Origin of the sequence: Proteus sp. G2618 (assembly GCF_009915995.1) — a bacterium.
Taxonomy (GTDB): domain Bacteria; phylum Pseudomonadota; class Gammaproteobacteria; order Enterobacterales; family Enterobacteriaceae; genus Proteus; species Proteus terrae.
Genome location: NZ_JAABNI010000023.1, coordinates 148,428 through 160,851, shown reverse-complemented (window position 1 = coordinate 160,851; position 12,424 = coordinate 148,428). Strand labels below are relative to the sequence as shown.

General features: G+C 39.8%; 14 protein-coding genes. 4 read left to right on the top strand and 10 right to left on the bottom strand.

Annotated elements, in window-relative coordinates; translation table 11 throughout:
• The first annotated feature begins 39 nt into the window (after positions 1-39).
• From GWJ01_RS12910 to dolP, 3 genes are read left to right on the top strand one after another with little or no spacing between them, the layout of a single operon-like run.
• Complete coding sequence (locus GWJ01_RS12910; RefSeq protein ID WP_161711174.1) at positions 40-417, top strand: YraN family protein; 378 nt, start codon at positions 40-42, stop codon at positions 415-417.
• A gap of 22 nt (positions 418-439) precedes the next feature.
• Entirely contained in the window at positions 440-1,030 is a 591-nt protein-coding gene (gene diaA, locus GWJ01_RS12905) for a DnaA initiator-associating protein DiaA (RefSeq protein WP_004245257.1), read from the top strand.
• Between the two features lie 9 nt (positions 1,031-1,039).
• Entirely contained in the window at positions 1,040-1,618 is a 579-nt protein-coding gene (gene dolP / locus GWJ01_RS12900) for a division/outer membrane stress-associated lipid-binding lipoprotein (protein WP_036933029.1), read from the top strand.
• A gap of 112 nt (positions 1,619-1,730) precedes the next feature.
• Here dolP and ureG read toward each other — a convergent pair whose 3' ends face one another.
• The 7 genes from ureG to GWJ01_RS12865 are packed head-to-tail and all read right to left on the bottom strand — an operon-like array spanning position 1,731 to position 6,766.
• Positions 1,731-2,348 carry an urease accessory protein UreG gene (gene ureG / locus GWJ01_RS12895; protein ID WP_006535303.1) on the bottom strand — a complete coding sequence of 206 codons (618 nt, stop codon included), beginning with the start codon at positions 2,346-2,348 and terminating at the stop codon, positions 1,731-1,733.
• A 9-nt stretch (positions 2,349-2,357) separates the two neighbouring features.
• Positions 2,358-3,023, bottom strand: a complete 666-nt coding sequence (locus tag GWJ01_RS12890; RefSeq protein ID WP_161711173.1) for an urease accessory protein UreF — start codon at positions 3,021-3,023, stop codon at positions 2,358-2,360.
• A 24-nt stretch (positions 3,024-3,047) separates the two neighbouring features.
• Complete coding sequence (gene ureE, locus GWJ01_RS12885; protein ID WP_109393160.1) at positions 3,048-3,545, bottom strand: urease accessory protein UreE; 498 nt, start codon at positions 3,543-3,545, stop codon at positions 3,048-3,050.
• Between the two features lie 25 nt (positions 3,546-3,570).
• A complete protein-coding gene (ureC, locus tag GWJ01_RS12880) occupies positions 3,571-5,274 on the bottom strand; it encodes an urease subunit alpha (RefSeq protein ID WP_161711172.1) in 1,704 nt (567 codons plus the stop codon).
• Positions 5,271-5,597 (bottom strand): urease subunit beta, encoded by a 327-nt coding sequence (locus GWJ01_RS12875; RefSeq protein WP_109393159.1) that lies wholly within the window; start codon positions 5,595-5,597, stop codon positions 5,271-5,273. Before GWJ01_RS12875 ends, ureC begins: the two co-directional genes overlap by 4 nt.
• Positions 5,598-5,605: 8 nt before the next feature.
• Positions 5,606-5,908 (bottom strand): urease subunit gamma, encoded by a 303-nt coding sequence (locus tag GWJ01_RS12870; RefSeq protein ID WP_023582851.1) that lies wholly within the window; start codon positions 5,906-5,908, stop codon positions 5,606-5,608.
• Between the two features lie 21 nt (positions 5,909-5,929).
• The gene (locus GWJ01_RS12865; RefSeq protein ID WP_109401351.1) at positions 5,930-6,766 is read right to left on the bottom strand and encodes an urease accessory protein UreD; all 837 of its coding nucleotides are present in this window, start codon (positions 6,764-6,766) and stop codon (positions 5,930-5,932) included.
• Positions 6,767-7,260: 494 nt separating this feature from the next.
• On the opposite strand from GWJ01_RS12865, the gene GWJ01_RS12860 reads away from it, so the two are divergent.
• A complete protein-coding gene (locus GWJ01_RS12860; RefSeq protein ID WP_109393157.1) occupies positions 7,261-8,151 on the top strand; it encodes an AraC family transcriptional regulator in 891 nt (296 codons plus the stop codon).
• Positions 8,152-8,153: 2 nt separating this feature from the next.
• Here the strand turns inward: GWJ01_RS12860 and mtgA are convergent, their stop codons facing one another.
• The 3 genes from mtgA to arcB form a co-directional block, all read right to left on the bottom strand.
• The gene (gene mtgA / locus GWJ01_RS12855) at positions 8,154-8,855 is read right to left on the bottom strand and encodes a monofunctional biosynthetic peptidoglycan transglycosylase (protein ID WP_109393156.1); all 702 of its coding nucleotides are present in this window, start codon (positions 8,853-8,855) and stop codon (positions 8,154-8,156) included.
• A 20-nt stretch (positions 8,856-8,875) separates the two neighbouring features.
• Positions 8,876-9,526, bottom strand: a complete 651-nt coding sequence (gene elbB, locus GWJ01_RS12850; RefSeq protein ID WP_109393381.1) for an isoprenoid biosynthesis glyoxalase ElbB — start codon at positions 9,524-9,526, stop codon at positions 8,876-8,878.
• A 237-nt stretch (positions 9,527-9,763) separates the two neighbouring features.
• A complete protein-coding gene (gene arcB, locus GWJ01_RS12845) occupies positions 9,764-12,100 on the bottom strand; it encodes an aerobic respiration two-component sensor histidine kinase ArcB (protein ID WP_109393155.1) in 2,337 nt (778 codons plus the stop codon).
• Positions 12,101-12,424: the final 324 nt, after the last annotated feature.

The following is a 12,424-nucleotide window of genomic DNA, read 5'->3' as shown; positions in this document are numbered from 1 at the left end:
CGGTTTATTTTATGAGTGATATAAAGAAGGAAATCATGGATGATTTTTTCTAAAAGCCCTTATTTTTTAGGGCTATACTATGAACAGAAAGCGCTAAAATATTTACGCCAACAAGGATTAATATTGATTGAGCGTAATGTCCGATATCCCTGTGGAGAAATTGATCTTATTATGCAGGAAAAGAGGACATGGGTATTTGTTGAGGTTCGTTTTAGACGTAACATCTTATTTGGTGATGCTATAAACTCTATTACTACCTCAAAACGGCGTCGCTTATGGCATACAGCAAAATGTTGGCTAGCACAACGCCAAGAAAGTATTGAGACTTCAGACTGTCGTTTTGATATTTGTGCATTTAATCAACGCCAGCTAATATGGCTAAAAAACATTCTCGATTATACGGAATTTATTCGTTAAATTAGATTATATAGGTCTTAACGTGCTTGATAGAATCAAAGTCTGCTTTACAGAGAGTATTCAAACTCAAATTGCAGCAGCAGAAGCATTACCAGATGCCATTTCCAGAGCCGCCATGATGATGGTTCAATCTTTGTTAAACGGCCATAAAATATTAAGCTGTGGAAACGGTAGCTCAGCAGCAACAGCACAGCGATTTGCCGCCAGCATGATCCATCGTTTTGAAACAGAGCGCCCAAGCTTGCCTGCATTATCGTTAAACACAGATAGCGTTGTGATGACTGCAATTATGGGGAATCAGCAACACGATGAAATCTATGCAAAACAAGTGCGTGCATTAGGACAAGCTGGAGATGTGCTACTTGCTATCTCAACTCACGGTAACAGCAGAAGTATTATTAAAGCCGTTGAAGCCGCTGTTACACGAGATATGACCATTGTTGCATTAACAGGTTATGATGGCGGAGAGCTTGCCGGATTATTAGGCCCTCAAGACGTTGAAATTCGTATTCCATCTCAACGCACCGTCAGAATACAGGAAGTTCAGATGCTAACAGTCAATTGTCTCTGTGATTTAATTGATAATACATTATTCCCACATCAGGATGACTAAGGAGTTACTATGAAATTGCTTCCTATCACTGCAGTGCTATGTTCTGCACTTTTACTGCAAGGTTGTATCGGCGCAGCGGTTGTCGGCACTGCCGCAGTTGCGGGTAAGACTGCAACCGATCCTCGCTCATTAGGGCAACAAGTTGACGATGGTACATTGGAAGCACGAGTTTCTGGTGCTCTAAACAAAAACGAACAGATCAAGAAAAGCAATTCACGTATCGTAGCTACGGCTTATCAAGGCAATATTCTGTTAACAGGCCAAAGCCCTGATATGTCTGTTGCGAATACAGCAAAACAAGTTGCGAGTAAGGTTGAAGGCGTGAATAACGTCTATAACGAAGTCCGCCAAGGCGAACCTGTGACATTAGGCACAGCGTCTTCAGATACATGGTTAACAACCAAAGTTCGCTCTCAAATTTTAGGCAGTGATTCAGTCAAATCTTCTTCTGTAAAAGTGATCACTGAAAATGGTGAAGTGTTCTTATTTGGTATTTTGACTCGCCAAGAAGGGGCTGCGGTTGCAAAAATTGCCAGTGAAACCAAAGGCGTAGTAAAAGTAACCACGGCATTTACTTACCTTAACTGATCCCATTACTAACATCGTTTTTGTATTATCCTGTCAGTATCGGTATTTATAATAAATAACCGATACTGACAGTTTCTTTCTCGACTAAAACTCGCCTTTTCTCAACAAACTGTTAGCGTCTTAGCATGCCTTTATCAATGATAAAATCGATAATAGTTTCCAAGCCAACTTTTTCTTTTAGATTTGTGAAAACATAAGGCTTCACAGGACGCATTCTTGCTGTGTCTGCTTCCATCACTTCTAATGATGCGCCAACATAAGGTGCCAGATCGATTTTATTAATAACTAATAGGTCTGAATGTGTAATTCCGGGGCCACCTTTACGTGGAATTTTTTCCCCTTCAGCCACATCAATCACATAAATAGTTAAATCAGCAAGCTCTGGGCTAAATGTCGCACTTAAGTTATCACCACCACTTTCCACAAAAACGATATCAAGATTTTTGTGGCGCATTGCTAATTCTTCAACCGCCGCAAGGTTCATTGATGCATCCTCACGAATAGCAGTATGAGGACAACCCCCCGTTTCGACACCAATAATACGATCCGCATCTAATGCTTCAGCTCTCGTTAAGATCTTGGCATCTTCTTGAGTATAAATATCGTTAGTGACAACTGCGATTTCATAAGTGTCGCGCATTGCTTTACAAAGAACTTCTAACAGTGCCGTTTTTCCTGATCCAACAGGGCCACCAACACCAATACGGAGTGGTTGATTATATTCTTGCATATAGATTTCTCATGAACGAAAAAGTCGAGTGTATTGTGTTTCATGGCGACTACTGGCAATAATTTGCGCAGGTGTAAAACTTCCAATATCTTCAGTGGGCCAATGTGTAGATTGTTCAACAATCGCGGGGATCTGCTCTGCTAATGTAAACAATATTTTCTGTCCTGCACTTTGCCCTAAAGGGATCAGTTTCACTCCTGACATCACCGTATTTTCAAGCCAACCCCAAGCGTAAGCACAACATAACTTTTCAGCAGAAATATTCCATTTCACAGCAGCTAACGCAAATGCCATGAGTTGTGTCTGTTTTACACAAGCCTGTAAGGTTTCATCTAGCTCAATATCTAATTGAGGAAGTAATCGAGCAAAAGCGATGCCTCGTTGGCGCTCTTCTTGTCGCAACTCTTTAGTTTCACGACTTGCGACAATAAAATCACACCAATACTTCACTTCACTCATTTTGGCTTGAGCTAGATTTTCTTGTAATCGCCGTAAGATAGGAAGCTCTAACGTTGCTAAAGTGCCGGTTATTTGGGTACTTAGCCAGTCCGCTAATGTTTGAGGACAACAAACCCAACCCTTTTCAATCGCCCACTCTAACCCTTGAGAATAAGTAAACGATCCTACAGGTAAAGAAGGACTGACTAATTGATATAAGCGCAGATCTGCAAGCATCAATAAGCTCCCCTATTCAAATAATTAGTGGTGATGGTGATGGTCGCCATGAGAATGATGATGATGACCACCTGACGATCCACCATAAGCGCCCGGCTCAGGTTGGTATTTCTCTAACTCCACAACCACATTGGCACCTAAACCTCTCGCCATATCATCTAAAACATGATCGTGAAAATAACGACACCAACCCGCCTCGATTTGTAATGGAACATGGCGATTACCTAAGTGGTAACAAACACGAGCCAATAACAGAGGATCGTCACTATATACCGTTGAAACTTGCTCTTTTGCCGCTTCAATTGTGACTAGCGTATTATCTTCTGACAGTAAGATATCACCCTCTTTTAGCACCGTACCGCGAGGCAAAAATAGCCCAGCTTCTTGCCCATCGCTTAACGTCACTTTTAAACGACTTTTGGTTCTTTCATCCATCGTTAAGCATAAAGTAAGAGCTTTTGTTTCTGGCGTTACTAATTCAAGTGCTTTTTGTTTATCAATAAGTTGAGTAAATCTTTTCATTCTCTACATTCTCGGTAAACGCTAATCAAAAGAGGAAATAGCGTTGTGCCATTGGTAATTGCGTTGCAGGTTCACACACTAATGGCACACCATCAGCTTTCACAATATAGGTTTGAGGATCAAGCTCGATATGAGGCACATAACTATTGTGGATCATCGAAGCTTTAGTGATGTTACGACAGCCTTTAACACGACCAATTAAGCTCTTTAAGCCCAGCTTTTCAGGCACTCCAGCTTCAATGCCCGCTTTTGACATAAAGATCATCGACGTCTGATATTTCGCTTTACCTAAGCAAGCATACATTGGGCGATAATGTACAGGCTGAGGTGTTGGAATAGCCGCATTAATATCACCCATTGGCGCATAAGCTATCATGCCACCTTTCATGATCAACGCAGGTTTCACTCCAAAGAAAGCCGGATCCCACAAAACCAGATCCGCTAATTTACCTTTCTCAATAGAGCCGACTTCGTGTGCAATACCATGTGCTAAAGCAGGATTGATCGTGTATTTCGCCACATAACGTTTAATACGATGGTTATCACTTTCAGCGGTATCACCGTCTAATGTGCCGCGCTGTAATTTCATTTTATGCGCACATTGCCAAGTACGAAGAATAACTTCACCTACACGTCCCATTGCCTGTGAGTCTGACGACATAACAGAAATAGCACCCATATCGTGTAAGATATCTTCTGCTGCGATGGTTTCACGGCGAATACGAGATTCAGCAAAAGCCACATCTTCAGGAATAGACGGATCAAGATGATGGCAAACCATCAACATATCGAGATGCTCATCTACAGTGTTAATGGTATAAGGCATTGTTGGGTTAGTAGAAGCAGGCAAAATATTCGGCTCACCAACTGATTTAATTACATCAGGTGCATGCCCACCACCTGCGCCTTCTGTGTGGAAAACGTGGATCACACGACCAGCTATCGCTTTCACAGTTTCCTCGTAGAAACCGCCTTCATTTAAAGTGTCAGAGTGAATAGCGACTTGCACATCCATTTCATCGGCAACATTAAGGCAGTTATGAATTGCCATCGGTGTTGCACCCCAGTCTTCATGGATTTTTAAACCAATAGCACCGGCTTCAATTTGCTCGCGAACGGCTTCTGGTTGACTCACACAGCCTTTACCGAATAAACCCACATTAATAGGCAATTCATCAACGGCTTCTAACATGCGGTGCATATTCCAAATACCTGGCGTTACTGTGGTTGCATTTGTTCCAGCAACAGGCCCTGTACCACCACCAATAAACGTGGTGACACCAGACACTAAACCTTCTTGTGCTTGTTGAGGGCAGATAAAGTGAATATGCGTATCAACGCCACCAGCGGTAACAATTTTGCCTTCACCTGCAACCACTTCTGTGGCAGGCCCTACAACAATATCTACATTAGGTTGAACATCAGGATTACCCGCTTTACCGATACCTACAATGCGGCCATCTTTAATACCGATATCCGCTTTTACAATACCCCAATGATCTAAAATAATTGCGTTTGTAATAAGCACATCGACACATTCAGCATTGACAACTTGGCTTTGCCCCATGCCATCGCGAATAACTTTACCACCACCAAATTTGACCTCTTCGCCATAAGTGGTGAAGTCTTTTTCAATTTCGAGAAAAAGCTCAGTATCAGCTAATCGCAGACGGTCGCCAGTTGTTGGACCAAACATATCTGCATAAGCTTGACGTGAGATAGTTTTCATTTTTTCTCACTCTCCAATTTACCCATCACCTTGCCATGAAAGCCATAAATTTCACGCTTTCCAGCAAAAACCACTAATTCAACAGTACGGCTTTGCCCTGGTTCAAAACGAACCGCCATGCCCGCTGGAATATTTAAACGAAAACCTAATGTGCCTTCTCGTTCAAATTTCAGCGCCTCATTCACTTCATAAAAATGATAATGAGAGCCGACTTGCACGGGTCTATCACCATGATTTGCAACCTGTATTGTTTTTGTTTCTCGACCAGCATTAAGTTCGATGTCGCCTAATGCTTGGTTAACTCTAATTTCACCGGGTATCATGTTATTACCTACACAATAGGATCATGAATAGAAACAAGTTTTGTACCATCAGGGAATGTACATTCCACTTGGATGTCTTTGATCATTTCTGGCACGCCTTCCATGACTTGTTCCGCCGTCAAAACAGTACGCCCTTCACTCATCAATTGGGCAACGGTTTTACCCTCTCTTGCCCCTTCCATAATGGCGCAACTGATAAGTGCAACCGCTTCAGGATAATTAAGCTTGAGCCCTTTCGCTAAACGTCTTTCAGCAACAAGACCCGCTGTAAAAAGCAGTAATTTATCTTTTTCTCTTGGTGTTAATTCCATTTCTGCTCCTAAAATTAACGATTATGTCGCCCATATACGAGGCGGCTCAGGGCAATACCCTAACCAGTGTTGTCTGACGGCTTGCCAAACTTGAGCAAAACACGCCATCATCGGCTCTGTTTGCGAGCCTAATAACCGTAAAACTAAAATACCGTCTACATCCGTTAAACCATATTCGATAACATGATCATAAGAAGCGGAGAAAGCCTCGATACTTTGTTGAATAAGGCTTTTTAATTCGTCAGCTGCGGGATAGATATAAAGTGATCCCAACATCGGAAACTCACGCATGGCAGCCGATCTTTTTTGTAAACCATCGACAAAAAGTGACTCAGTTAATGTCAGTTTTTCATCGATATAGATATTTAAACGCCCTTTTACATTGCCATCTTCAAACCATTCATTTAAAACGGGACGACCAAAACATTGAATTTCCCAGCCAATAAATCTGGCAGTAGATGCAATATGAATATGTGTTTCTAGGCGAACTTGGGCTTCAGGAAAAAAGATATTTTCTTGAGGTAACCACTCTAAAAAACCATTAGCTGCCACTTTTAAGGTTTGAACTTGCCGAGCAACACCGCCAGCACTACGGTAAAACTTAGTGGCTCCGGGTGTTGTGAGCAATGCATGTGCTTGGGGTTGCACATCAATATTAATCAATAGTTTATCGCCACCGACCACACCACCTGGGGGATGAAGCAAATAAGTGTGTGCAATACCTTGCTCAGGATAAAAAGGACGCTGAACCATTAATGGGCCGATATGACGCTTTTCTGTAAGACGTGTTATTTCGCGTTTTACTTCATAACGTAAAACGATTTCAGCAAGCCAACCCTTCCCTGAAAAGTCAGACATACTCACTCCTGCCAACTCGGCAAAATTATCAATAAATCAGGAAAATACGTGAATACATACAGCGCTATCCATAAGATTGAGTCATTCAAAATCAAATAGAAAATAAGCTAATGAATGTTGGATAGGGTGTGGATAAAAGACAAACAGTGATATCCTAAGAACAGGATAATCTCCTTCGTCTGTGACGCGCGATTCTACACCTTATTACGAAAAATGCGTTTTGAATAAATAGCAATTTATTTAGAAAAAATGACACTGTTTAAAATAAATGTAAAAAATGAGCAGATATCTATATAGTCATGTTTTATCAACAAGATTATATTCTGCTTCACTCTCATTCTGCTTTGCATGACAACACTAATTTAAATTAGAATAATCTCTCTATTTATTATTCTAGACGTGGCTTATCAGTTTATACAACCAATGAGCTAATTTTGAGTATTGTTCATTTAAGCAAGATTAATGCTTAACTTGCCTACGGTATATCGGAGATCATGGAATACAAACACATCCTGTCCTCTAACCAAATGTCTTTAAAAACGTTTTACATCGAAAACCCGATGATAGCGATGGTTAGTGGCGCAAAAGGTACGATTTGCATCAATGGACAAACTATTGATGTATCCAGCCATTTAACGCTTATTATTCCGAAATACAGTCAAGTCTCTTGCGATATAGTCAGCCAATTTACGCATAAATCGATTGAACTACACACGCTTGTGTTATGTGAAACAGAGCTTCAATCTGTTTTCTCTTTACTAAAGCCTTTAATTAAATCTAGTTCACCACTAACAAGCCACCTACCTGCTTACCATTTATCAACGCCTGAAGTGATAAAAAGTAATTTTGGAATTTTAAAACAGTGCTTACCACTTCCACATGGCTCTCCATCTCAAGAAACCATGTTTATGCAGCAATGTTTGTTTTTTATTTTGATGGCGGTGTATCAAGAAGGTATCGATATTTTAAATATCTTCCGATTTAACTATGATGAGCCCAAAAATCAGGCAATTACGCATTTAATTACACAAGATCCGCAAAAAAAATGGCATTTAGAAGATGTGGCTAAAACACTTTTTACAACACCATCAACGTTACGTCGGCATTTAAGTAAAGAAGGTGTCTCGTTCTGTCAGCTATTACTGGATGTCAGAATGGGGATTGCTTTAAATTACCTGACATTTTCTAATTACTCTGTTTTTCAAATAAGTCATCGCTGTGGTTTTGGCAGTAATGCCTATTTTTGCGATGCTTTTAAACGTAAATACGGCATGACGCCTTCACAATTTCGTATTCAGTCTCGCCAATCTAACGATCCCTCAGCGATAACAAAGCTATCAGAGAAGATTGCTGAGCCTAATAGAAAGATATTTCAAACCTTATAGAGTTATGACAAATTATTTTTCTTTAAGAAGCTAATTCCCCCCATTAGTCGCATCTGATTTAAGATCCACTGTTGCCGCTTTAGAGTATAAGCAGAAGGTTTATTTACATGGTAAATATGCGGATTAGGTAATACTGCGGCTAGTAATGCGGCCTCATGACTTGTGAGTTGTTTTGCTGGCTTTCTAAAATAGTGTTGGGAAGCCTGCTCTACACCGAAGATCCCATCACCAAACTCAACAATATTCAGGTATACGGTTAAAATACGTTTTTTTGACCAAATAAGCTCGACAACGGGCGTCATTCCCGCCTCAAGCCCTTTTCTTATCCAACTACGACCATCCCATAAAAAAAGATTTTTGACAGTTTGCTGAGAAATAGTCGATGCACCACGTAATGTTTTCCCGTTGTTATGATTTTTTTTGAAAACTTTCTCAATAGCATCAAAATCAAAGCCCCAATGTTTGGGAAAATTTTGATCTTCAGAAGCAATCACGGCTAAATACATCACTGATGCTATCTCTTTTTCACCCACCCAAGTGGAATGTGATACATAAGAGAAATCAAACTCACTCCAAGCAGAAATTTGTCTTTGAACCATAACAGCAGAAAAAGGCACAGGTAAAAAAGAAAACAGCACAACTGTTAACAGCCATAAAGCAATTAAAATAATTAATACTTTCTTTAACTTTCTCACCAGTACCATCTGCTGTTTTTACCTACTCTTTATGCCATTTCAAGGACTTTCTTAACCAGTTTCTCAATACCTACCTGTGCTTGTGCAATAGATTGTGCAAGCATATACGCAGGAGTTGTGACAACACGATATTTTTCATCAACAACAATATCATCAACAGGGCAATCTATATGGACGCCACCCATTTTTTCGATTGCATGTGCTGTTTCTGTGTCATTTCCAATTGTTAATTTTACTGGAGAATTTAACATTTTTGGTAACATTACAGGTGCAATACACATTAGCCCTAATGGTTTATTTTGCTGATGCATCGCTTGTACAAACCTTAAGAGATCTTTGTTAATTTCACAGTTACTCCCTTTTGTTGCGAAATTGCACAAATTCTTCGCTGCACCAAAACCACCAGGAATAATGACAGCATCAAAGTTTTCAGCCTTTGCCTCTGATAAAGGGGATATTTTCCCACGAGAAATACGAGAAGATTCTTCCATCATATTCCTTTTTTCTGATTTTTCTTCACCTGTAATATGATTAATTACAGTTGGTTGTAAATCATTAGGTGAAAAATAATGAACTTCAGCATTATTTTGGCTTAAAGCAAGCATTGTGAGCACTGATTCATGGATTTCACTCCCATCGAATACACCACAGCCACTTAAAATTACCGCAATTGATTTCATATCTTTCTCCGTTTGTAGTAGATTACTAGTTACCCATTTATAGGTGTAAACACCAATCGGCATCACATATTTAAATGTTTCTTGTAACAAAAAAACTTATCTTTGCTATTTTGTTGCTTGTATGATGTATGGAATAGTTTCATCCTATTCGCCTATGTAATGAGAATCAAAAAAAGCGGATAGAAAAGTTTCCCTGGTGTTGGCGCAGTATTCGCGCACCCCAACCTTCGGTTGGGGTTATTTTTTTCTAGTGTCTGATAACCAGTTTCTTAAACTTTCCACATCCTTTCTCCAATCTCTTTCTAGCTCATCTACCCACTCTTGTACATTGTCCCACCAAGCAGGTAATTCCGATGATTGGATCTGTTTAGCGAGTTGCTGTAAATGTTTTAAACCTATAGAACCCGCTGCTCCTTTAATTTTATGTCCTTCCTCAGTGATGCCCTTCTGATCACGTGCAGTCATGTTAGATTCAAGGACAGACATATAACTTGGCATCATCTTCTCAAAAACATCTAGACCATCAGTGATTAATTGAGGTCCGACAAGTTCGATGTATTGATTCAGCATGTCTATATCTAATAATTCTTCATTTTTATTCAACAATTCCGATGACTCATTACATGGCACAGAAACCGCACCATCCCCCCAGAATTTATTGATAATCGCGGTAAGCGCATCCACAGAAAGTGGTTTACTTAGCACATCATTCATTCCTGCATCCAAATACTCTTTTTTATCTTTCAAAACATTTGCTGTTAAAGCAATAAGAGGAGGAAGTTCATTACTGTCGAATTCTTGACGTAATTTTCTTGAAATATCGAACCCTGTCATATCTGGTAATTGAATGTCTAATAGCACTAAGTCATATTCATCAGGCTTAAACATCGATAATGCTTCTTGCCCTGTCATTGCTACATCAACAGTATTACCCAATTTTTCTAAAACAGAGCAGGCGACAATTACATTGAGTTCAATATCTTCCACAAGAAGAATATTTAAAGCCGGTAATAAGAGCTCATCATCACTTTCGATATTGTGCTGCTCTTCAATCGCAGGAGCGACGATAGAGAGAGTAAAAGTAGACCCCTTACCTAACTCACTCTCAACACGGATATCACCGCCCATATGCTGTGCTAGGCGTTTTGAGACGGCAAGTCCGATACCCGTTCCCGTTGCAGAACGACCACCTTGACTATCATTAACTTGATAGTACATGGCAAAGATCTTCTCCAGCTCACTTTTTGGAATACCAATTCCGCTATCTTTCACTTCAAAGAACAACTTATCTGGCGCTTCTTGCCAAATACGCACTTTGATTTCGCCTTCTTGGGTAAACTTCACGGCATTACCGATGAGGTTCCATAAGATCTGGCGTAATCGAGTTCCATCAGAGGTTATTTTATGTGGTAGTGTTTCTTCTGCTTCCAGTGTGAATTTCAATCCTTTTGGCTGTACTAACAGTCCAGACAGATTTTCTAAATCAGAAATAAATTCAGTAAAGTCAATTGGCTGGTTATCTAATTGAATTTTTCTACGCTCAATTTTGTCCATTTCAATCACGTCATTAAAAATATTTCCTAACGTAATCGCACTCACATGTATGGTTTTTAAGTAATTGAGTTGTTCTGGCGAAAGCTCGGTATCCAATAAGATACGGCTTAACCCAACAATACCATTTAGCGGTGTACGCAATTCGTGGCTGATTGTTGAGATAAAGGTGGTTTTATCACGGCTCGCGTTCTCTAACGCGTCTTGATAGCGCTTACGCTCTGTAATGTCACGTCCAAAGCCCATTAAGCCATGACGTTTACCAATACGATCATAAAACGGCACTTTACGCAGCTCAAAACAAGCCTTGCGTCCATCTGGATAAACTAACCATTGCTCATAAGTGAGTGACACATTATGACGGAAGACTTTCTCATCTGTTTCCATCACTTTTATTGCAATATCTTCGTCATAAACATCAAGTGGTGTTAAACCGATAAGCTGCTTCTCGCTTTTGCCTGTCAGTAATTCCGTCGCGCGGTTACATCCTGAAAATTCATTGTCTTCATTGCGGTAATAAACTAAGTCAGGAGAGGCATCAAGGAATGAGCGTAAAAGTGAGGATTGCTGTTCAAGCTCGATTTGCGTCAATTCACGACGCTTCATTTCGCTTTTTAGTTTTTCGAGTAGTTCAAGGTGTGCTTTTTCAACTTTTTCACGCTCTTGAATTTCCAAGTTTAATTGCTCAATATTCTCTTTTAATTGAGAGTTAAGCTCTAAGTCGCGCTGACGCATTACCCCAAGTTTATCCACCATACGAGATAAACGGCGTCGTGACTCTTCAAGTTGTTCAACCACAACAGAGAGAAAATAGACAGCCCAAGGCGTAATAATCAGCCCAAAGAAAATAGAGCGAACAAGGTCAATACTGGTAACATCACCTGCAAGCAAGAATGTCACCGCCATTTGAACAACCATCGCTAAAACAACTAATGCAGAAGCCAACAATAATGAGAAGCGAATTAGCCCCAGCCTCATCATTAAGTCAACGTAGTATTGGGCAAGCCCTTTGAGCAATTTCATTGAAAACTCCAATATATTGAATCTATGGAATGATAACCCAAAAATGAATTGGCGCAGTGGCGAACATTCAGAAATCTTGCTAAGAGTAGTTATTTCTCATTACTTTGTTTGATTTAACTCTCTATTTTCTCTTAACAAGAACCTCTCCGATATATGTATTCATAAAAATAATGCAAAACTTAATTGCATAAACGATAGCGATATCAACGATAAATAGACCTTACTAGAAAAAATTCAATTTGTCTTTTTTTATACAAAATGTATAAAAACAATAAAAAACTAAATTTATTCTAATCATTAGAATAACTAACTACTCGCTTTTAT